This is a genomic window from Streptomyces sp. HUAS CB01 (assembly GCF_030406905.1).
Taxonomy (GTDB): Bacteria; Actinomycetota; Actinomycetes; order Streptomycetales; family Streptomycetaceae; genus Streptomyces; species Streptomyces chengbuensis.
The window spans coordinates 1,083,645-1,105,000 of the sequence record NZ_CP129137.1 but is presented as its reverse complement, the minus strand read 5'-3'; the positions used below and the strand labels follow the sequence as shown (position 1 = coordinate 1,105,000).

17 protein-coding genes, 2 rRNA genes, 1 pseudogene and 1 riboswitch (1 of these 21 only partly in view) are annotated in these 21,356 nt (G+C 69.7%); of the genes and pseudogenes, 16 read left to right on the top strand and 4 right to left on the bottom strand.

Annotation, left to right across the window (positions count from 1 at the left end; genetic code table 11):
- From QRN89_RS04985 to QRN89_RS04930, 12 genes are all read left to right on the top strand, one after another.
- Positions 1-867 (top strand): 23S ribosomal RNA (locus QRN89_RS04985) (it extends 2,254 nt beyond the left edge of the window).
- A gap of 87 nt (positions 868-954) precedes the next feature.
- Positions 955-1,071 (top strand): 5S ribosomal RNA (rrf, locus tag QRN89_RS04980).
- A 160-nt stretch (positions 1,072-1,231) separates the two neighbouring features.
- The gene (clsA, locus tag QRN89_RS04975) at positions 1,232-1,840 is read left to right on the top strand and encodes a cardiolipin synthase ClsA (RefSeq protein WP_290353569.1); all 609 of its coding nucleotides are present in this window, start codon (positions 1,232-1,234) and stop codon (positions 1,838-1,840) included.
- Between the two features lie 116 nt (positions 1,841-1,956).
- Complete coding sequence (locus QRN89_RS04970; RefSeq protein WP_290348134.1) at positions 1,957-4,464, top strand: mannose-1-phosphate guanyltransferase; 2,508 nt, start codon at positions 1,957-1,959, stop codon at positions 4,462-4,464.
- Positions 4,465-4,573: 109 nt separating this feature from the next.
- Positions 4,574-5,500: a DUF881 domain-containing protein gene (locus QRN89_RS04965; protein ID WP_290348133.1), complete on the top strand. Its 927-nt coding sequence runs from the start codon at positions 4,574-4,576 to the stop codon at positions 5,498-5,500.
- Positions 5,497-5,829: a small basic family protein gene (locus tag QRN89_RS04960; protein ID WP_017948521.1), complete on the top strand. Its 333-nt coding sequence runs from the start codon at positions 5,497-5,499 to the stop codon at positions 5,827-5,829. Before QRN89_RS04965 ends, QRN89_RS04960 begins: the two co-directional genes overlap by 4 nt.
- An 89-nt stretch (positions 5,830-5,918) precedes the next feature.
- The gene (locus QRN89_RS04955; RefSeq protein ID WP_290353568.1) at positions 5,919-6,926 is read left to right on the top strand and encodes a DUF881 domain-containing protein; all 1,008 of its coding nucleotides are present in this window, start codon (positions 5,919-5,921) and stop codon (positions 6,924-6,926) included.
- Positions 6,927-7,008: 82 nt separating this feature from the next.
- Positions 7,009-7,941 (top strand): FHA domain-containing protein, encoded by a 933-nt coding sequence (locus QRN89_RS04950; RefSeq protein WP_290353567.1) that lies wholly within the window; start codon positions 7,009-7,011, stop codon positions 7,939-7,941.
- Positions 7,942-7,955: 14 nt separating this feature from the next.
- Entirely contained in the window at positions 7,956-8,693 is a 738-nt protein-coding gene (gene ftsR, locus QRN89_RS04945) for a transcriptional regulator FtsR (RefSeq protein WP_290348132.1), read from the top strand.
- 76 nt (positions 8,694-8,769) lie between these two features.
- Positions 8,770-9,243 (top strand): bifunctional nuclease family protein, encoded by a 474-nt coding sequence (locus QRN89_RS04940; protein ID WP_026281837.1) that lies wholly within the window; start codon positions 8,770-8,772, stop codon positions 9,241-9,243.
- Positions 9,244-9,464: 221 nt separating this feature from the next.
- On the top strand, positions 9,465-10,064 hold the full coding sequence (locus QRN89_RS04935; protein ID WP_390702672.1) for a MerR family transcriptional regulator: 600 nt from the start codon (positions 9,465-9,467) through the stop codon (positions 10,062-10,064).
- A 94-nt stretch (positions 10,065-10,158) separates the two neighbouring features.
- The gene (locus tag QRN89_RS04930) at positions 10,159-11,664 is read left to right on the top strand and encodes a DNA polymerase IV (protein WP_290348131.1); all 1,506 of its coding nucleotides are present in this window, start codon (positions 10,159-10,161) and stop codon (positions 11,662-11,664) included.
- A 146-nt stretch (positions 11,665-11,810) separates the two neighbouring features.
- Here QRN89_RS04930 and QRN89_RS35785 read toward each other — a convergent pair.
- Positions 11,811-12,008: pseudogene (locus QRN89_RS35785) on the bottom strand (PRC-barrel domain-containing protein); the annotation flags it as partial.
- Between the two features lie 62 nt (positions 12,009-12,070).
- Positions 12,071-12,166: riboswitch (glycine riboswitch) on the top strand.
- A gap of 177 nt (positions 12,167-12,343) precedes the next feature.
- Here QRN89_RS35785 and gcvP point away from each other — a divergent pair.
- Entirely contained in the window at positions 12,344-15,229 is a 2,886-nt protein-coding gene (gcvP, locus tag QRN89_RS04920; RefSeq protein WP_290348130.1) for an aminomethyl-transferring glycine dehydrogenase, read from the top strand.
- Between the two features lie 178 nt (positions 15,230-15,407).
- On the opposite strand, the gene QRN89_RS04915 is transcribed toward gcvP, so the two are convergent.
- Both QRN89_RS04915 and QRN89_RS04910 read right to left on the bottom strand, forming a co-directional pair.
- Positions 15,408-15,605 (bottom strand): DUF5999 family protein, encoded by a 198-nt coding sequence (locus QRN89_RS04915; RefSeq protein ID WP_290348129.1) that lies wholly within the window; start codon positions 15,603-15,605, stop codon positions 15,408-15,410.
- A 289-nt stretch (positions 15,606-15,894) separates the two neighbouring features.
- Positions 15,895-16,485, bottom strand: a complete 591-nt coding sequence (locus tag QRN89_RS04910) for a hypothetical protein (RefSeq protein ID WP_290348128.1) — start codon at positions 16,483-16,485, stop codon at positions 15,895-15,897.
- 482 nt (positions 16,486-16,967) lie between these two features.
- Here QRN89_RS04910 and QRN89_RS04905 point away from each other — a divergent pair, with 482 nt between their 5' ends.
- Both QRN89_RS04905 and QRN89_RS04900 read left to right on the top strand, forming a co-directional pair.
- Entirely contained in the window at positions 16,968-18,470 is a 1,503-nt protein-coding gene (locus tag QRN89_RS04905; protein ID WP_290348127.1) for a glutamate-cysteine ligase family protein, read from the top strand.
- An 84-nt stretch (positions 18,471-18,554) separates the two neighbouring features.
- A complete protein-coding gene (locus QRN89_RS04900) occupies positions 18,555-19,358 on the top strand; it encodes a CPBP family intramembrane glutamic endopeptidase (protein ID WP_290348126.1) in 804 nt (267 codons plus the stop codon).
- Positions 19,359-19,661: 303 nt separating this feature from the next.
- On the opposite strand, the gene QRN89_RS04895 is transcribed toward QRN89_RS04900, so the two are convergent.
- Positions 19,662-20,483: a PhzF family phenazine biosynthesis protein gene (locus QRN89_RS04895; RefSeq protein WP_290348125.1), complete on the bottom strand. Its 822-nt coding sequence runs from the start codon at positions 20,481-20,483 to the stop codon at positions 19,662-19,664.
- A gap of 139 nt (positions 20,484-20,622) precedes the next feature.
- Here QRN89_RS04895 and QRN89_RS04890 point away from each other — a divergent pair, with 139 nt between their 5' ends.
- Positions 20,623-21,228 carry a PadR family transcriptional regulator gene (locus tag QRN89_RS04890; RefSeq protein ID WP_290348124.1) on the top strand — a complete coding sequence of 202 codons (606 nt, stop codon included), beginning with the start codon at positions 20,623-20,625 and terminating at the stop codon, positions 21,226-21,228.
- Positions 21,229-21,356: the final 128 nt, after the last annotated feature.

Here is a 21,356-nt window from a genome sequence, read left to right as displayed (position 1 = left end):
ATGCTCGTTTCGCGCAGCAGGACGGAAAGACCCCGGGACCTTTACTACAGTTTGATATTGGTGTTCGGTTCGGCTTGTGTAGGATAGGTGGGAGACTGTGAAGCTTGGACGCCAGTTCAGGTGGAGTCGTCGTTGAAATACCACTCTGGTCGTGCTGGATGTCTAACCTGGGTCCGTGATCCGGATCAGGGACAGTGTCTGATGGGTAGTTTAACTGGGGCGGTTGCCTCCTAAAGGGTAACGGAGGCGCCCAAAGGTTCCCTCAGCCTGGTTGGCAATCAGGTGTTGAGTGTAAGTGCACAAGGGAGCTTGACTGTGAGACCGACGGGTCGAGCAGGGACGAAAGTCGGGACTAGTGATCCGGCGGTGGCTTGTGGAAGCGCCGTCGCTCAACGGATAAAAGGTACCCCGGGGATAACAGGCTGATCTTCCCCAAGAGTCCATATCGACGGGATGGTTTGGCACCTCGATGTCGGCTCGTCGCATCCTGGGGCTGGAGTCGGTCCCAAGGGTTGGGCTGTTCGCCCATTAAAGCGGTACGCGAGCTGGGTTTAGAACGTCGTGAGACAGTTCGGTCCCTATCCGCTGTGCGCGTAGGAGTCTTGAGAAGGGCTGTCCCTAGTACGAGAGGACCGGGACGGACGAACCTCTGGTGTGCCAGTTGTCCTGCCAAGGGCATGGCTGGTTGGCTACGTTCGGGAGGGATAACCGCTGAAAGCATCTAAGCGGGAAGCCTGCTTCGAGATGAGGACTCCCACCCACTTGATGGGGTAAGGCTCCCAGTAGACGACTGGGTTGATAGGCCGGATATGGAAGCCAGGTGACTGGTGGAGTTGACCGGTACTAATAGGCCGAGGGCTTGTCCTCAGTTGCTCGCGTCCACTGTGTTAGTTCTGAAGTAACGAACATGCCGAGACCACGTGGTGGTCGGCCGGTTCGACATCTTCATAGTGTTTCGGTGGTCATAGCGTTAGGGAAACGCCCGGTTACATTCCGAACCCGGAAGCTAAGCCTTTCAGCGCCGATGGTACTGCAGGGGGGACCCTGTGGGAGAGTAGGACACCGCCGAACTATTGTTGAGGGAAAGCCCCGGACCGTGACGGTCCGGGGCTTTTCCGCGTTGTGGGCCGGTTATGGGAGACATGATCGTCAGTACCCCTGTGTATCCGGCTCGTCCTGCTGAAGGTAAGGTCAGGGGGCATCGTTGGTACGTTCGGCAGGAGGCCGCCGGGTGGAGGTCCAGGAGACCCGTGTTCAGACCGACCGGGTACTCACCATCCCCAACATCCTCAGCATGGCCCGCCTGCTCGGCGTGCCGCTGTTCCTGTGGCTGATCCTCCTGCCCGAGTTCGGCGGACCGAACGCGGACCTCTGGGCGCTGCTCGTGCTGGCGCTCAGCGGCGTCAGCGACTATCTCGACGGGAAGCTCGCCCGCCGCTGGAACCAGATCAGCAGCCTGGGCCGCATCCTCGACCCCGCCGCTGACCGTCTCTACATCCTTTCCACCCTCGTGGGCCTGACCTGGCGGGGCATCCTCCCCCTTTGGTTGACCGCGGCACTTCTGGCGCGGGACCTGATGCTCCTCGTGATGGTGGGAATCCTGCGCCGGCACGGCTATCCGCCTCCCCAGGTGAACTTTCTGGGCAAGGCGGCTACCTTCAACTTGATGTACGCGTTCCCGCTCCTGCTGCTCAGCGACGGAAACGGGTGGCTTGCGTCACTCGCCGAAGTTTTCGGATGGGCGTTCGCAGGATGGGGTACAAGTCTGTACTGGTGGGCAGGGATCCTCTATGTGGTCCAGGTCCGCCGACTCGTCAAAGCTGACGCCGTGGCCGATTGAGCCGTATGCACATACCAGTGCAGAGTCCCCCCGGTCCGCATGAGAACTGGAGAGGGGCCTGCCCGGACGGGTGAAGTCGGCTGGACCGTCGTCTCTTCAAGGAGGACGCTTCCGACATGAAGGCCGTCGTGATGGCTGGTGGCGAAGGAACACGACTTCGCCCCATGACCTCGAGCATGCCCAAGCCACTGCTGCCGGTGGTCAACAGGCCGATCATGGAGCATGTGCTGCGCCTGCTCAAGCGGCACGGGCTCAATGAGACGGTCGTAACCGTCCAGTTCCTCGCTTCCCTCGTCAAAAACTACTTCGGCGACGGTGAAGAGCTGGGGATGGAGCTCACCTACGCGCATGAGGAAAAGCCACTCGGTACTGCGGGCAGCGTGAAGAACGCGGAAGAGGCGCTGAAGGACGACGCTTTTCTCGTCATTTCCGGAGACGCGCTCACCGACTTCGACCTGTCGGATCTCATCCGGTTCCACAAGGAGAAGGGTGCACTGGTCACGGTGTGCCTGACCCGGGTGCCGAATCCTCTTGAATTCGGCATCACGATCGTGGACGAACAGGGCAAGGTCGAGCGGTTCCTGGAGAAGCCCACCTGGGGCCAGGTCTTCTCGGACACCGTGAACACCGGCATCTATGTCATGGAGCCGGAGGTCTTCGACTACGTCGAGCCCGATGTATCCGTGGACTGGTCCGGTGATGTCTTCCCGCAGCTGATGAAGGAAGGCAAGCCGATCTACGGCTACATCGCCGAGGGCTACTGGGAGGACGTCGGCACCCACGAGAGCTATGTGAAGGCCCAGGCCGACGTCCTCGAGGGCAAGGTCGACGTGGAGATCGACGGCTTCGAGATCTCGCCCGGGGTCTGGGTGGCGGAGGGCGCCGAGGTCCATCCGGACGCGGTGCTGCGGGGCCCCCTCTACGTGGGTGACTACGCCAAGGTCGAAGCGGACGTCGAAATCCGCGAGCACACCGTGGTCGGGTCCAACGTCGTCGTGAAATCAGGCGCGTTCCTGCACCGGGCCGTCATCCACGACAACGTCTACATCGGGCCGCACAGCAATCTGCGCGGCTGCGTCATCGGCAAGAACACCGACATCATGCGCGCCGTGCGGATCGAGGACGGCGCGGTCATCGGTGACGAGTGCCTGATCGGCGAGGAGTCGATCGTCCAGGGCAACGTGCGGGTCTATCCGTTCAAGACCATCGAGGCCGGCGCGTTCGTCAACACCTCGGTGATCTGGGAATCGCGCGGTCAGGCGCATCTCTTCGGGGCCCGGGGCGTTTCCGGAATCCTGAACGTCGAGATCACACCGGAGCTCGCGGTACGGCTCGCGGGGGCCTATGCCACGACCCTGAAGAAGGGCGCGACCGTCACCACGGCCCGCGACCACTCCCGTGGCGCGCGAGCGCTGAAACGCGCGGTGATCTCCGCGCTCCAGGCCAGCGCCATCGACGTACGAGACCTGGAGAACGTCCCCCTGCCGGTCGCCCGGCAGCAGACGGCCCGGGGCAGCGCCGGCGGCATCATGATCCGCACCTCGCCGGGTGTTCCCGACTCGGTCGACATCATGTTCTTCGACGAACGCGGTGCGGACCTCTCGCAGGGCGGTCAGCGCAAGCTCGACCGTGTCTACGCACGTCAGGAGTACCGGCGTGCGTTCCCGGGTGAGATCGGAGACCTCTTCTTCCCGGCGAGCATCTACGACTCGTACACGGGCTCGCTGCTGCGCAACGTCGACACCAGCGGGATCGCCGAGGCCGGGCTCAAGGTCGTCATCGACGCATCCAACGGCAGCGCCGGTCTGGTGCTGCCTAGCCTCCTCGGCCGGCTCGGGGTGGACGCGCTGACGATCAACCCCGGGCTCGACGAGTCGCGGCCGACCGAGACGCTCGAGCAGCGCCGGCAGGGCCTGGTGCGGCTCGGCGAGATCGTGGCGTCCGCGCACGCCGCCTTCGGTGTGCGTTTCGACCCCGTCGGTGAACGGTTGTCGCTCGTGGACGAGCGGGGCCGGATCGTGGAGGACGACCGGGCGCTGCTGGTCATGCTCGACCTCGTGGCCGCGGAACGCCGCAGCGGCAAGGTGGCGCTGCCCGTGACGACGACCCGTATCGCCGAGCAGGTGGCCGCGTACCACGGTACGCAGGTGGAGTGGACGACCACGTCCCCCGACGACCTGACCCGGGTCTGCCGCGAGGAGTCCACGATCTTCGGCGGCGACGGACGCGGCGGCTTCATCATTCCGGAGTTCAGCAGCGTCTTCGACGGTCCGGCCGCCTTCGTACGGCTCCTCGGGCTGGTGGCCCGTACCCAGCTCACGCTGAGCCAGATCGACGCACGCATCCCGAGGGCCCACGTGCTCCGCAAGGACATCGCGACTCCCTGGGCGGTCAAGGGACTGGTGATGCGGCGCGTCGTCGAGGCCGCCGGCGGGCGCTCCGTGGACACCACCGACGGTGTCCGCGTGGTGGAGGCGGACGGCCGCTGGGTCCTCGTGCTGCCCGACCCGTCCGAGGCCGTCACCCATCTGTGGGCCGAGGGCCCCGACGACGCGTCCGCCCAGGCGCTCCTGGGCGAGTGGTCCACGGTCGTGGAAAGCGCAGGTGACGCCGCGAAGGAGTGACCGTGACGGTGGTCTGACGACGCTGTGCCGGGGTGCGGGACGCTCCGCATCCCGGCACAACCGTGGGGCCATTCGGCGGTAGCGGTTGCGACGTGCGACGATGTGCGGCATGCCGCAGCAGCCCGACGCTCCGAGGACCGCCTCACCGCCGCCCCGTCCCGATGCGTCCATGTCGCTGCTGAACAACGTGATGGACCACAGCCTCGACGACGGTTACGCGGAGGCGGCGGCTCGCCGGGAGGCCGAGGGCGGCCGGCTGCCCCAGACGCTGCGGGCCAAGCTGTGGCTCGCGGCCGGGCTGGTGCTGGCGGCGCTCGTGGTCACGCTGGGGGCGGCGCAGGCGCGGATATCGGCACCCGTCGTGGCGAAGGAACGCGAAGAACTCATCGACCGTATCGAGGCCGAGACGACGGCCGCGGACGAACTGGAGCAGAACGTCGACCGGCTTCGCGAGGAGGTCGGTGAGCGGCAGCGCAAGGCGCTCCAGCAGCAGGGCGGGCACCAGGGGGACCTCGTGGCCCTGCTCTCCGGAGCGACCGAGGTGACCGGCCAGGGGGTCAGGCTCGTCGTCGACGACGCCGAGGACAGCGAGGCGGACGGCGGCGGACCGCGGGACGGCGGGGGCTTCTCCGACACCGGCCGGGTGCGCGACCGCGACATGCAGCGCGTCGTCAACGGGCTGTGGGAGTCCGGCGCGGAGGCCGTCGCGATCAACGGGCAGCGGCTGACCGCCCTGTCCGCGATCAGGGCCGCGGGCGACGCCATACTCGTCGACAACAGGCCGCTGGTGCCGCCGTACACGGTGCTCGCCGTCGGCGACGGGAAGAAGCTGAGCACCGCCTTCCAGGACAGCGCGGACGGCCAGTACCTCCACGCGCTGCAGGAGAACTTCGGGATCCGGAGCAGCATCTCCGCCCAGGAGAAGGTGCGACTGCCGGCCGCACCGAGCCTGATCGTACGTACCGCAGAGCCGAGGACCGCCGGCGGCACGCCCGCCGGTCAGGGCACGGCAGACACAGGGAAGGGCACATCGTGATCGCCGTACTGGGCCTGGTCTTGGGAGTCGTGGCGGGGTTGTTGCTCCGCCCCGAGGTGCCGGCGGTCGTCGAGCCCTACCTTCCGATCGCCGTGGTCGCGGCGCTCGACGCGGTGTTCGGCGGCCTGCGGGCCATGCTCGACGGGATCTTCGTCGACAAGGTCTTCGTGGTGTCGTTCCTGTCGAACGTCGTCGTGGCCGCGCTGATCGTCTTCCTCGGTGACAAGCTCGGCGTCGGTGCGCAGCTGTCGACGGGTGTGGTGGTCGTCCTCGGTATCCGGATCTTCTCCAACGCGGCAGCGATCCGCCGCCACGTGTTCCGGGCGTGAGGCCGATGAGCGACGACGACAAGACGCTGCGCGAATCGCCCGCCCCCCAGGACGGGCAGCCGAGGACTGCGGGCGGCCGGACGCCCGACGTGACACATCCGCGGCGGCCCGACGGACCGCTGCCGGCCCCGATCGTCCCCGCCGCGCCCGGATCCCTGCCCCCCGGGCCGGGGCCGCTTCCCGCCCCGGCTCCGGCGGCGCCCAAGGGACCCGGGAAGGACGGCCCGCCGCCCGCCGCCGCCCCGCAGGTCGGCGCCGGGACGGACGGGACGGACGGGGCCGACGGGACGGAAGCGGCGGACCGTGCGGACGGACACGGCACGGACGCTCCCGAGGGAGCGGCGCCGGAAGCTGCACCGGCCGGCGACGGGCCGCAGCTGACCGGCCGGCAGCGGCTCGCGGCCGGGCTGTGGCCGCCGCGGATCTCGCGTGCCCAACTCATCGTGGCCCTCCTGCTGTTCGTCCTCGGCCTCGGTCTGGCCATCCAGGTCCAGTCGACGAGCGACAACAGCGCACTGCGCGGCGCCCGCCAGGAAGATCTCGTGCGCATCCTCGATGAACTGGATGACCGCACGAAGCGTCTGGAAGATGAGAAGCAGCAGCTCGAGGACCAGCGGACCGAGCTGGAGACCAGTTCGGACCAGGCCGAAGAGGCGCGCAAGCAGACGCAGGAAAAGGAGCGGCAGCTGGGCATCCTCGCCGGTACCGTGGCGGCACAGGGCCCGGGTATCACGCTGACCATCGGCGACGGGTCGGGAGCGGTCGAGTCGGACATGCTGCTCGACGCGATCCAGGAACTCCGCGCCGCGGGGGCCGAGGCGATCCAGGTCAACGGCGTGCGGGTCGTCGCGGACTCCTACTTCTCCGACGGCGGCGGTTCCATCGAGGTGGACGGGAAGAAGATCAGTGCCCCCTACCGCTTCAAGGTCATCGGCAAGCCGCAGGACCTCGAGCCGGCGCTGAACATTCCCGGCGGCGTGGTGCAGACCCTGGAGAAGGAGCAGGCCACCGCCTCGGTGACCCGCTCGGAGAAGATCGTCGTGGATGCCTTGCGACCCGTGGAACGGCCTGACTACGCTCGGTCGTCCTCCCAGTGAGACGAGGGCGTGCAGGGGAGGCCGGAGATGGACAAGGGGTTGCGGGGGGTCGGCGCATCGTCAGAGTGCTGCGTGGTGGAAACTGTCCGGAGGGTACGGACGTTGTGAGGATGTCCGGGTCGGCAGGTGTGTTCATTCAGGGTTCCTGCCCCACGGGCGGGTCTGTTTCGGTCAAGGGGAATCGCCCGTGAAGTTGTTTGGGAAGTTGTTCGGCAAGAGCGCACGCGAGGACAGCGGCACCGCCCGTCATCGCGCACCGCGCCATGGCCAGGAGGCGGAGCAGAGCGGCGAGCGCCCGCTCTTCCGGGACGAGGTCACCGGTGGTGACATTCCCGGCGGTCAGGGCGCGTCTGCTGTTGACCCTGCCGGTCCCGGCCGCATAGGTTTCGGGGAACCGTCAACCTCAAGTGCGGGTGGAGGGTTTACGCCCGACCCGTATGCATCCCATGCCCCCGCGGGGCAGCCGCGGCAGGAGGACCCGTCCATGCCGGTGTGTACGCGATGCGGCAACCGCAACGCAGAGACCAGCCGCTTCTGCTCCAACTGTGGCGCGCCGCTGCGGTCCGGGGCTCCGGCGGAGCGTGCTTCGGAGACGACTTCGACGATCTCCATCTCGGGGATCGAGGCCTACGAGGCGGAGGCCACGGGCCAGACGCCGATTCCGTCGCTCTCGCCCGAGGCCCAGGCGGCCGTCGACGCCCTGCCGCTCGGCTCGGCCCTGCTCGTGGTGCGCCGCGGTCCGAACGCGGGGAGCCGCTTCCTCCTCGACAGCGAGCTGACCACGGCGGGCCGCCACCCCCAGAGCGACATCTTCCTCGACGACTTCACCGTCTCCCGCCGTCATGTGGAGTTCCGCAGGGCGGCCGACGGCACCTTCACCGTGACCGATGTCGGCAGCCTCAACGGCACGTACGTCAACCGTGAGCCGATCGACTCGGTCGTCCTGGCGAACGGTGACGAAGTTCAGATCGGCAAGTACCGGCTGGTCTTCTACGCGAACCAGCGGGGCATGTGACCTCAGGGACGTCCATGCGGCGAACTCCGACGGGCGGTGCCGGCCACGGCACCGCCGGTGGCGACCGGCTGGTCAGCATCGGCTCGGTGCTGAACCAGCTTCGGGAAGAGTTTCCCGAAGTCACGATCTCCAAGATCCGGTTCCTGGAGGCCGAGGGGCTCGTCGAACCGCAACGCACTCCGTCGGGCTACCGCAAGTTCAGCCCGGACGACGTCGAGCGACTCGCGCAGGTGCTCCGCATGCAGCGGGACCACTACCTGCCCCTGAAGGTCATCCGTGAGCACCTGGACGCCCTGGCCCGGGGTGAGCGGCCGCCGCTGCCGTCCCAGGGCGGGCCGGTGGAGTCCGGCGATGCGGGCGAGTTCCCCTCCGAGAGGCCGACGGCGGTCCGCGTCGGCAGGGCGGAGCTGCTCGCAGCCGCGGAGGTGACCGAGGAGGAGCTCGACGAGTGGGAGTCCTACGGTCTGCTCACTCCTTCGGCCGACTCCGCCTATGATGCCGAGTCCGTGACGGTGGCCAAACTGATCGCGGACCTGGGCAGATTCGGTCTGGAACCGCGGCATCTTCGGGCGATGAAGGCGGCCGCCGACCGCGAGGCGGGCCTGATCGAACAAGTGGTCGCACCGCTTCGCCGGCACCGCAATCCGCAGACCAGAGCGCATGCCGAGGCGACCACCAGGGAGCTGGCGGACCTCTCCGTCAGGCTGCACTCGGCGCTGGTCCGGACGGCGCTCGGGGTGCGTCTGCCCTGAACCCCGGGGACGGCTTGCACCGATCTTGGGGGAACCCGACTACCCAAACCTGCCGGGCACGTCCTAGGGTTGCTGTGTGAACGAGCTCGACGTTGTGGGTGTCCGGGTGGAAATGCCCTCCAACCAGCCGATCGTGCTCCTGCGTGAAGTGGGAGGCGATCGGTACCTCCCCATCTGGATCGGACCGGGTGAGGCGACCGCGATCGCCTTCGCGCAGCAGGGGATGGCTCCGGCCAGGCCGCTGACCCACGACCTGTTCAAGGACGTGCTGGAGGCCGTCGGGCAGGAGCTCACCGAGGTGCGGATCACGGACCTGCGGGAGGGCGTCTTCTACGCGGAGCTGGTCTTCGCCAGCGGCGTGGAGGTGAGCGCCAGGCCGTCGGACGCCATAGCGCTGGCGCTTCGCACCGGTACGCCGATCTACGGCAGCGACGGTGTTCTGGACGACGCGGGCATCGCGATCCCGGACGAGCAGGAGGACGAGGTCGAGAAGTTCCGTGAGTTCCTCGACCAGATCTCGCCGGAGGACTTCGGCTCCAGCAGCCAGTGATCCGTCGGCCGTCGCCGGGATCCGCAGGGAGCAGCGGGGTCGCGGTGCGGGCGTGGACGGGCCGACCGCCTCGCCGAATGTTCGGCCACGTATTCCCCGAATCAGGGCACGCAAAACCACTCTCAGGGTGATTATCACTCGGCGTGCCGAGTGTGGCGATCGTTGACGCACCCCGGGCGACTCCCTACCGTCGAGGAGGCAGGTCAAGGACGGAGGTCGGCGTGAGAAGCAGCGGCGACGGTACGGCAGCGGGTTCTCACGGGCACGGTCCCGCGGAGGGCATCCCGTATCCGCTTCACGACAGTGCGCAGGCCGACGCGACGCCCGAGACCGTGGGCTACCGGGGGCCGACCGCCTGCGCGGCGGCGGGCATCACCTACCGGCAGCTCGACTACTGGGCACGCACCGGTCTGGTCGAGCCGAGTGTGCGGCCGGCCTACGGGTCGGGCACCCAGCGGCTCTACAGTTTCCGGGACGTGGTCGTCCTCAAGATCGTCAAGCGCTTCCTGGACACGGGTGTCGCCCTGCAGAACATCCGCGCGGCGGTGCAGCATCTGCGGGCCCGCGGCTTCGCGGACCTGGAGCGGATGACCCTCATGAGCGACGGGGCGACCGTCTACGAGTGCTCGTCGCCGGACGAGGTCGTGGACCTCCTCCAGGGCGGGCAGGGCGTGTTCGGGATCGCCGTCGGCGTGGTGTGGCGGGACGTCGAGGCGGCGCTGTCGCAGCTGCACGGTGAGCGCATCGACACCGGTGAGACGCTGATCGGCCACGACCCGGGTGACGAGCTGGCCAGGCGCCGCCGCGAGCGCGCCGGCTGAGTCCCCGGGCGGCTGGACCCCGGGCGGCTGGACCCCGGTTCGACTCGTACGAGCGTACGGGCGATTGTCAGTGCTGTAGGGCAGCATCGGAGCTGTGAGACCCGCGCCCACCATCCTGCATCTGGACATGGATGCGTTCTTCGCCGCAGCCGAGCAGGCGGCGAAGCCGAGTCTGCGCGGCAAGCCGGTGGTCGTGGGTGGTCTGGGGCCGCGCGGCGTGGTGGCCACCGCATCGTACGAGGCGCGCCGGTTCGGGGTGCACTCGGCGATGCCCATGGCGCAGGCGCGGAGGCTGTGCCCGAACGCCGCGTACCTGGTGCCGCGGTTCTCGCTCTACCGGACGGTCAGCGACCAGGTGATGGCGCTGCTGGGCGGGCTCTCGCCGCTGGTGGAGCCGCTGAGCCTGGACGAGGCCTTCGTGGACCTGGAGGCGGGCGGCACGGCCGACGACTCACGGTCGGCCCGGGAGGCCGGTGAGCGGCTGCGCAGGGACATTCTGAGGACCACGGGGCTCACGGGATCGGTGGGGCTCGCGGGTTCCAAGATGCTGGCGAAGATCGCCTCCGAGCAGGCGAAGCCCGACGGGCTGGTGCTCATCGAGCCGGGCACCGAGCGGGAGCTGCTGGGGCCGATGCCGGTGCGCACGCTGCCGGGGGTGGGCCCGGCGACGGGGGAGCATCTGCGGCGGGCGGGCATGACCACCGTGGCGGACCTCGCCGAGGCGGGTGAGGACGAGCTCGTACGGCTGCTGGGGAAGGCGCACGGAGGGGCGGTCTTCCGCATGGCGACGGGCCACGACGACCGGCCGGTGGTCGCCGAGCGCGACGCCAAGTCCGTGTCGGTCGAGGACACCTTCGACACGGACCTGCACGACCGGATCCGCATCCGGCTGGAGGTCGAGCGGCTGGCCGACCGCTGTGTGCGCCGGCTGAAAGCCTCCGGGCACTCGGGGCGGACGATCGTGCTGAAGGTGAGACGGTTCGACTTCTCGACGCTGACCAGGTCGGAGACGCTGCGTGGGCCCACCGACGACCCCGCGGTGGTGCGGGAGGCGGCGGCCCGGCTGCTGGAGGCGGTGGACACCACGGGCGGTGTCCGGCTGCTCGGCGTGGGCGTCAGCGGCCTCGCCGACTACACGCAGGAGGACCTGTTCGCGCAGGCCGCCGCGGGGGACCGGGACGACGGGGAGCAGGAGCCGGACCCGACCCGGGAGCCGGCGCAGGGTGGGGAGCCCCCGCGCGGGGAGGCGCCGCCGGTGACCGAGCGGCGCTGGGCCGCCGGCCAGGACGTACGGCATGCCGAGCACGGCGCCGGATGGGTCCAGGGCAGCGGGCTGGGGAGGGTCACCGTCCGCTTCGAGGAGCCGTGGTCGACCGTGCCGGGCCGGGTGCGGACGTTCGCGGTCGACGACCCGGGGCTGGAGCCCTCGGATCCGCTGCCGCTGGTGCGGCCGCCGGAGCGTCAGTCGTCGTGGCCTGCCAGCCGCCCGAAGTCGCGGTCCTTCGAGGACGCGTTGCCCGAGCCGGGGCCCTCGGCCTCGTCGCCGGGGGGCGGCGAGGTGGCCGGCCTCTCCGGCGGTGAGGGCAGATCGAGACCGTAGTGGTGGTAGAGCTGCAGTTCCTGCTCGGGGGAGAGATGGCGGCCGACGCCGAAGTCCGGTGCGTCCTTGATCAGAGCCCGTTCGAAGGGTATGTGGAGACCGTCGCCCTCGAGCTCGCTGGGTTCGAGCGGCACGAACGCGTCCCGGCTGAACAGCCCGGTCCGCACGGCCGCCCATTCGGGGACGCCCGTGGCGTCGTCGAGGTACACCTCGTCCACGGTCCCGATCTTGGTGCCGTTGCGGTCGAACGCCTTGCGGCCGATCAGGCTGCGCGGATCGATGTCGGTCTGCACGGTCCCTCCAACAGGTCGCACGGGTTCGCTGGATACTACGAAAGTGCACATCCAGGGCGTCGTCCACTCGAAGGTCCCAGGTGAGGCCACGCTGGTACGCTGGCAGCGGCTGCTGACCCCGTGCGGGAGAGTGCCCCGGTGAAAGCCGGTGCCGCCGAAGGAGCAAATCCTCCCCGGAATCTCTCAGGCCCCTGTACCGCACGGACGAGGTCACTCTGGAAAGCAGGGCGGGCGTCGGACGGCATCCGCTCTCACCGACGGTGAAAGCCGGCGTGCCCCCGGGCGCTCCGGTGAAGCTCTCAGGTTGAGATGACAGAGGGGGAGGCCGTCCGGGCACCCGCGCCGTGGTGCCCCTCGCAGGTCGTTACGACCAGGAGGCCTCCGCAATGACCGCCAACCGCATTCCGCTCTCCCAACTGGAGCGAGGCACCCCCTTCGAGCAGCGCCACATCGGCCCCGACACCGAGGCGCAGGCGAAGATGCTGGCGCAGGTCGGCTACGGCTCGCTGGACGAGCTGACCGCCGCCGCCGTGCCGGACGTGATCAAGAGCGCCGAGGCCCTGGGGCTGCCCGGCGCCCGCACCGAGGCGGAGGTGCTCGCCGAACTGCGCGGACTCGCCGACCGAAACCAAGTGCTCGCCCCGATGATCGGTCTCGGCTACCACGGGACCTTCACACCGCCGGTCATCCTGCGGAACGTGATGGAGAACCCGGCCTGGTACACGGCCTACACGCCCTACCAGCCGGAGATCTCCCAGGGCCGTCTGGAGGCGCTGCTCAACTTCCAGACCATGGTCGCCGACCTGACCGGACTGCCCACGTCCGGCGCCTCGCTGCTCGACGAGGGAACCGCCGCCGCGGAGGCCATGGCGCTGTCCCGGCGCGTCGGCAAGGTCAAGGACGGCGTCTTCCTGATCGACTCCGACGCCCTGCCGCAGACCATCGCCGTGATCGAGACCCGGGCCGAGCCGACCGGCGTCGAGGTCGTGGTGGCCGACCTCAGCGAGGGGATCCCCGCGGAGATCGCCGAGCGCGGCGTCTTCGGTGTGCTGCTCCAGTACCCCGGCGCCTCCGGTGCCGTCCGCGACATCAAGCCGGTCATCGACCGGGCCCACGAGCTCGGCGCGATCGTCACCGTGGCGGCCGATCTGCTCGCGCTGACCCTGCTCACCTCGCCCGGTGAGCTCGGCGCGGACATCGCCGTCGGCACGACCCAGCGCTTCGGCGTCCCCATGGGCTTCGGCGGCCCGCACGCCGGCTACATGGCCGTCCAGCAGAAGCACGCCCGCAGCCTGCCCGGCCGGCTGGTCGGCGTCTCCGTCGACGCCGACGGCAACAAGGCGTACCGCCTCGCCCTGCAGACGCGCGAGCAGCACATCCGCCGTGAGAAGGCCACCAGCAACATCTGCACCGCGCAGGTGCTCCTCGCCGTCATGGCCGGGATGTACGCCGTCTACCACGGCCCGGAGGGCCTGCGGACGATCGCGCGCCGCACCCACCGCTACGCCGCGATCCTCGCCGAGGGCCTGCGCGCCGGTGGTGTCGAGATCGTCCACGGCACGTTCTTCGACACGCTCACCGCGCGCGTCCCGGGCAAGGCCGCCGACGTCGTCGCCGCGGCCCGTGAGGGAGGCGTCAACCTGCACCTCGTCGACGCCGACCACGTGTCGCTCTCCTGCGACGAGACCACGCTGCGCGCCCAGGTCTCCGCCGTCTGGGCGGCGTTCGGCGTCGACGGCGACATCGAGGCGCTGGACGCGACCGTCGAGGACACGCTGCCGGCCGCGCTGCTCCGCACGGACGACGTCCTCACCCACCCGGTCTTCCACGCGCACCGCTCCGAGACCGCGATGCTCCGCTACCTGCGCCGGCTCGCCGACCGCGACTACGCGCTGGACCGGGGCATGATCCCGCTCGGCTCCTGCACGATGAAGCTGAACGCCACCACCGAGATGGAGCCGGTCACCTGGCCGGAGTTCGGCCAGATCCACCCCTTCGCCCCCGTCGAGCAGGCCGAGGGCTATCTGACCCTCATCCACGAGCTGGAGGAGCGTCTCGCCGAGGTCACCGGCTACGACAAGGTCTCCCTCCAGCCGAACGCCGGTTCGCAGGGCGAGCTGGCCGGTCTGCTCGCCGTGCGCGCGTACCACCGTGCCAACGGCGACGAGCAGCGCACCGTCTGCCTCATCCCGTCCTCCGCGCACGGCACCAACGCCGCCAGCGCCGTGATGGCCGGCATGAAGGTCGTCGTCGTCCGCACCGCCGACGACGGTGAGATCGACGTGCAGGACCTGCGCGCCAAGATCGAGCAGTACCGCGACGAGCTGGCCGTCCTGATGATCACGTACCCGTCGACGCACGGCGTGTTCGAGGAGCACGTCGCGGACATCTGCGCGCAGGTCCACGAGGCCGGCGGCCAGGTGTACGTCGACGGCGCCAACCTGAACGCGCTGGTGGGCCTCGCCAAGCCGGGCAAGTTCGGCGGCGACGTGTCGCACCTCAACCTGCACAAGACGTTCTGCATCCCGCACGGCGGCGGCGGTCCGGGTGTCGGCCCGGTGGCCGTCCGTGAGCACCTGGCCCCGTACCTGCCGAACCACCCGCTCCAGCCCACCGCCGGTCCGGAGACCGGTGTCGGCCCGATCTCCGCCGCCCCCTGGGGCTCCGCGGGTATCCTGCCGATCTCCTGGGCGTACGTCCGGCTGATGGGCGGCGAGGGCCTCAAGCGCGCCACCCAGGTCGCGGTGCTCGCGGCGAACTACATCGCCAAGCGTCTCGAGCCGCACTACCCGGTGCTGTACACCGGCCCGGCGGGCCTGGTCGCGCACGAGTGCATCGTCGACCTGCGGCCGCTGGCGAAGGCGACCGGCGTGAGCGTCGACGACATCGCCAAGCGCCTCATCGACTACGGGTTCCACGCGCCGACGATGTCCTTCCCGGTGGCGGGCACGCTGATGATCGAGCCCACCGAGAGCGAGGACCTCACCGAGATCGACCGTTTCTGCGACGCGATGATCGCCATCCGCGCGGAGATCGAGAAGGTCGCCTCGGGCGAGTGGCCCGCCGAGGACAACCCGCTCCGCAACGCCCCGCACACCGCGGCCGTGCTCGGCGGTGAGTGGGAGCACGCGTACAGCCGTGAGGAGGCCGTGTTCCCGGCCGGTGTCCAGGCGACGGACAAGTACTGGCCGCCGGTGCGCCGGATCGACGGCGCCTTCGGTGACCGGAACCTGGTCTGCTCCTGCCCGCCGCTGGACGAGTACGACGGCTGAACCGCTGCCGGGGAAACCCGGAAAGCATCAGGGCCGGCTCGGAGATCTCTCCGGGCCGGCCCTCTTCGTCGGTGCGTCGGTGCGTCGGTCCGTCGGTGCCCGGCGCGTCAATGTGCACAGGGCGCAGCGGCGCACCGGGCGGCGGTCGCGGGTGCTCGCGCCGCGCGGGCGGCGGGCCTCAGGCCGCGGTCACGATCCGCAGCGGCCGGTGCGGGGCGATGATCTGACCGTCCGGGAGGAGCTCACCCGTGTCCTCGAAGAGCACCACACCGTTGCACAGCAGGCTCCAGCCCTGCTCCGGGTGGTGTGCCACGAGGCGGGCGGCCTCCCGGTCGGCGGAGTCTGCTGTCGGGCACGATGGCTGGTGCTGGCACATGGATGGGTTCTTTCGCTGCGATGTGGTGAGTGTCCTGCGGCTCGATGCGGTGCTCATGGCCGCCCCCCGTATCTGTCGTCGATCCCAGTGTTGCCCCACGGGCGTCAATCCGCAGGGATTTCACGGCAGCTCGTCCTACCAGTTAATGACGTGTCACCCCGGCGGGCGGTTCAGCTCAACTGCACCGTCCCTTCGGGTGGTTCGCCGTGGCCGTAGCGGGCTAGTCCGGAAGGGGCATGAACATGCCCCGTGACACGGCGTCACGGGGCATCGACGTTCGGTGGCTCCCTCAGGCAGGGAATCCGAGCAGGGGAACGGGCGTGACTCTCAAGGTCATCACCGGCAGCAGATCGGCGACCCGGTGCGGCCGGTGGGCGGCGATTCCCGGCGGCGCGGGAGCCAGCGGCACCAGCAGGTCGGCAGGCGCGGGCTTGCCCTTCGCCGGGTCCGCCTCGCGGTTGCCGTGCAGCCAGAGCGTGAGCATGTACAGCTCGGGTACGGACAGCAGCCGTGGCTGGTAGCTGCCCGGGAGGGCCTCGGCCTGCTGCAGCGCCCGCTCGGTCGACGCGATGTACGGGCCCTCGAAGAAGTGCGAGAAGGCCCAGCCGTCGGGGGTCAGCATGGTGTCCGCGGCGGCGATGGCGCGGTCGCCGCCGCGGATCAGGAACCGCCAGCCCGCCAGCCTGGTGCGCGGCCTGCGGCTGCCCTGCGGCACCACCTGGTCCAGGACGTGGACGGGAAGCGGGAGTTCGGCGGTCACCGCTCCCTGGACGGAACGGAGAGCAGGGGTGCGCGCCTCGCGGACTGCGGAGGGGGATCCGAGTGCCGTGAGGACGCTGCGCAGGGCGGGCGCGGGAGCCGGGGGGACGTGCAGCGGCATGGTGGGTCGCCTCTCACTCAAGAGACAGGGGGATGCGAGGGCAGATGCGGACGGCTCTGTCGGCGTGGGCCGGAGGGGGGCCGGAATTCCGTGGCCGGGCGCCGACTTTCTTCCTCGTTCGCGCGAGTTTATACGACGTGTGTTCACTCGATGTTTCTGCTAGCTGTCCCCGGCATTGCCGTCAAGGCTGAATCAGGCCTTCTGTCTGCGGAGTTCGAGCGGGATATCCGTGAACGCACCGCCGTCACCTGGTGTGTTACCCCGGGAGCGGACGGCCGAATCTCGTCGGAGTTTTTCACCACGCACCGGGAAGTGGTAAATGCGCGCTGCGCCATGCCGACGGAATGTGCCGCGTGGAAGCCGCACCAGACTAGCGGACCACCGGTCCCGCGCGAGACGTTACGGATCTCTTCCTCTGGGCATTATCGTCCGTGACACGAGCGGCCCGGCCGCGGACTGCCCACTCGAGGAGGGACCCTTCGATGGGGGAGAAGATCGTGGCAGGCGGGTTCGACCTGTCCGATCGGCAACGGTACCGGAGAAAGCTCCAGCAGTGCCTGGCGGGACTGGGGAGACTCCTGACGGAGAAGAGGTTCGATCGTCCCAGGAATCTGATGGGACTGGAGATCGAACTCAATCTCGCGGGCTCCGACGGCCTGCCCCGGATGATGAATGCCGAGGTGCTGGACCGGATTGCCAGCCGTGATTTCCAGACCGAGCTCGGAATGTTCAACCTGGAGGTCAATATAGCGCCGCACCGGCTCGCAGGCCGGGTCCTCGACCAGCTCGCCGAGGAGCTTCGCACGGGGCTGGGATATGCCCATCGCAAAGCCGCCGAGGTCGACGCAGGAATCGTGATGATCGGTATTCTTCCGACCCTCGACGGAAAAGATCTCGTCTCCGCGAACCTGTCGGACGTCGACCGCTATGTCCTCCTCAACGACCAGATCGTCGCCGCCCGGGGCGAGGACTTCACCCTTGACATCGAGGGAGTGGAGCACCTCAGCTGCACATCGTCCTCCATCGCGCCGGAGGCGGCCTGCACCTCGGTGCAGCTGCACCTCCAGGTGACCCCGGGCCGGTTCGCCCAGGTGTGGAACGCCGCCCAGGCGGTGGCGGCGGTCCAGATCGCCGTCGGCGCCAACTCCCCGTTCCTGTTCGGCAAGGAGCTCTGGCGCGAGTCCCGGCCGCCGCTGTTCCAGCAGGCCACGGACACCCGGCCGCCCGAGCTCCAGGCGCAGGGCGTGCGGCCCAGGACCTGGTTCGGCGAGCGCTGGGTGAGCTCCGCGTACGAGCTCTTCGAGGAGAACCTGCGGTACTTCCCGGCACTCCTGCCGATCTGCGACGACGAGGAGCCGCTGCGGGTGCTCGACGACGGCGGCGTGCCGCGGCTGCAGGAGCTGGTCCTGCACAACGGCACGGTCTACCGCTGGAACCGGCCCGTGTACGGTCTCGCGGACGGGGTGCCCCATCTGCGCGTCGAGAACCGGGTGCTCCCGGCCGGTCCCACCGTCACCGACGTCGTCGCCAACGCGGCCTTCTACTACGGGCTGGTGCGGGCGCTCGCCGAGGAGTCGCGGCCGCTGTGGACCCGGATGCCGTTCGAGACCGCCGCCGCGAACTTCGAGACCGCCTGCCGGCACGGCATCGAGGCCGAGCTGGAGTGGCCGCGCCCGGGCCGGGGCAGCGGGCTCACCCGCGTCCCCGCGGTCAAGCTCGTCCGGGACGAACTGCTGCCGCTCGCGGCGGCCGGGCTGGACGCCTGGAACGTGGAACCCGCGGACCGGGACTTCTACCTGGGGGTCATCGAAGGGCGGTGCAGGCGCCGGGTGAACGGCGCGTCCTGGCAGGTCGACGCCTTCCACCGGGCCCTGGACGCCGGGCTGGACCGGCAGGACGCCCTCGCCGCCGTCACCCGCCGCTACAGCGTGCTGATGCATTCGGACGAGCCGGTGCACACCTGGCCGGCCGGACCGGGCGACTGATCGCTCCGTACCGGGTCCCGCCTTCGACCTCGGCCCCGCCGTCGGGCAAGCTGTGACGGCGGGACCGAGGCAACGGGAGGCAGTGTGCAGGCGGAGGCGGGACGGGTGTCCGGATCGGTCCCCGACGGGGGATTGCCGCGCGGGATCCTGCGGTCCGAGACCCTGATCGTCCTGGCGCTCTCCCTGGGCGCCAGCGCGGTGTCGTCGCTGATCAGCTTCATCGGGGCGCTCACGAAGCCCGGCGGCCTCAAGGACCAGGCCGCCAATCTCAACAGCTCCTGGGCGCCGGGCCGACCGTGGCTCGACCTCGCCTGGCAGCTGTTCGGGATCGCGACGGCACTGGTCCCGGTCCTCCTCGTCGCCCATCTGCTGCTGAGGGAGGGTGCCGGAGGGCTGAGGGTCATCGGCTTCGACCGCACCAGGCCCTGGTCCGACCTGGGGCGCGGCGCGCTGCTGGCGGCCGGCATCGGCAGCGCGGGGCTGGCGTTCTACCTGGTGGTCAGGGCCGTGGGGGCCAATCTGACGGTGGTCCCGGAGTCGCTTCCCGACGTCTGGTGGAAATACCCGGTGCTCATTCTCTCCGCGATCCAGAACTCCGTGGTCGAGGAGGTCATCGTCGTCGGGTATCTGTTGCGCCGGCTGGACCAGTTGGGCTGGAGCCCTCTCGGCGCCCTGGCCGCCAGTTCGGTGCTGCGCGGCTCGTACCACCTCTACCAGGGGATCGGCGGCTTCGTCGGCAACATGGTGATGGGCGTCGTCTTCGTTCTGCTGTACCGCCGCTGGGGCCGGGTGGGGCCGCTCGTGGTCGCCCATGCGCTCCTCGACATCGTCGCCTTCGTGGGCTACGGACTGCTGGCGGGGAAGGTGGGCTGGCTGCCCACGGCATGAGGCGTGGCAGGGGCGGCCACGGTATGAGGCGCGGCACGCGGTCATGGTCCGAGGCGTGGAGTACGGGGCGAGGGGCGGACGGCGGTCGACGTACGCCCCTCCCGTGTGTCCGGGCCCGGTCGGCATGCGCTGCGGCGTCCCCGTGACCGGCCGCGTCCCGGACGGGGACCGTGAGCGGTCAGGGACCGAGGAGCGGTGTGGGAGCGAAGGCCGGTCGGGGATCGAGGCCGGTCGGAGAGCGACGTCCGGTCGGAGAGGGACGTCCGGTCGGAGAGTGACGTCCGGTCGGAGAGCGATGTCCGGTCAGGGCGCGAAGAGCAGTTCGCCGTCGACGACGGTCACCGCGGCGCCGGTGAGCCGGACGCGCTCGCCGCGCAGTGCCGTCCGTACCAGGCCGGAGCGGGCGGAGGCCTGCAGCCCGGTCAGTTCCGGGCGCCCCAGACGCGCCGACCAGAACGGGGCGAGGGCGGTGTGCGCGCTGCCGGTGACGGGGTCCTCGTCGATGCCGACGTTCGGGAAGAAGCAGCGCGAGACGTAGTCGTACCCCTGCTCCGGGTCCGCGGCCGCCGCCGTGGCGATGATTCCGCGTGGCGAGTGGGCGGCGAGGGCCCGGACATCGGGCCGCAGCCCGCGCACGGTCGCCTCGTCGGCGAGTTCGACCAGCAGATCGCCGATGTGGTCCGAGGTGTCGAGGACCGACAGCGGTGCGGCGCCGAGCGCTTCGGCGATGCCGTCCGGGATGTCCACCGGTGTCAGGGAGGACGCCGGGAAGTCGAGCGTGATCGTGCCGTCCTCGTGGGCGGTCGTCGTGAGGATTCCGCAGCGCGCGGCGAAGCGCACGGTTCCGCTCGCGGCGCCGGTGCGGTGGAGGACGTGGGCCGTGGCGAGTGTCGCGTGCCCGCACATGTCCACCTCGGCGACCGGCGTGAACCACCGCAGCGCCCAGTCCGCCTCGCCGCCGGCGGGCAGCCGGTGCGCGAAGGCCGTTTCGGAGAGGTTCATCTCCGCCGCCACGTCCTGGAGTCGGCCGTCGTCGGGGAAGGCGTCCGAGTCGAACAGCAGGACCGCGGCGGGATTGCCCGCGAAGGGCCGGTCGGTGAAGGCGTCCACGATTCGAATCCGCATGGAGCCGACCGTAAGGGGCCGGTGGAGCGGCGGGCCAAGGCCAATCCCGGGGATCTGGACCGGTCGGCGATTGTCATGCGACGTATTCCGATATATCGTTGAGGCATCGCGACAGATCAACGATGGAGGGAGCGTAGCGATGCGTTCACATGGACACGGATTCGGACCCGGGCCGGGGCAGAGCACGTGCGGATCCGGCCATCACGGTCGGGGTGAGTACGAGGGCCGCCGCGCCGCCTTCGGTCCGTTCGGGCCGGGGTTCGGCGGGCCCCCGTGGGGCGGCGGGCGCGGCCGTGGCCGGGGGAGGGCGCGCCGCGGTGATGTGCGCGCCTCGATCCTCGCCCTGCTGCAGGACCGCCCCATGCACGGGTACGAGATGATCCAGGAGATCGGCGAGCGCAGCGGCGGGGCCTGGAAGCCCAGCCCCGGCTCGGTCTATCCCACGCTCCAGCTGCTGGAGGACGAGGGGCTGATCACCAGCGAGAGCGACGGCGGGAAGAAGCTGTTCACGCTCACCGACACGGGGCGCACCGAGGCCGAGTCGGTGCCCGAAGCGCCCTGGGAGGAGGCCGGCCGCGGGATCGACTGGGACGCCATGAACGAGATACGGCAGGCCGGGTTCGGGCTCATGGAGGCCTTCGGTCAGGTCTGGAAGACCGGCACCCCGGACCAGCGGCAGAAGGCGATCTCGGTGATCAGCGAGGCCCGCAAGAAGCTCTATCTGATCCTCGCCGACGGGGACTGACGGCCGGCGGCCGGGGCGTCCACGGGCCGGTCCGGAAGCGCCACCGGACCTCGGCGGTCCGGCCGTACGCGGCCGGGAACGGCTCGCGCCGGCATCGGGCGGGAGGTGAAGGCCCCGCACGCGGCCCT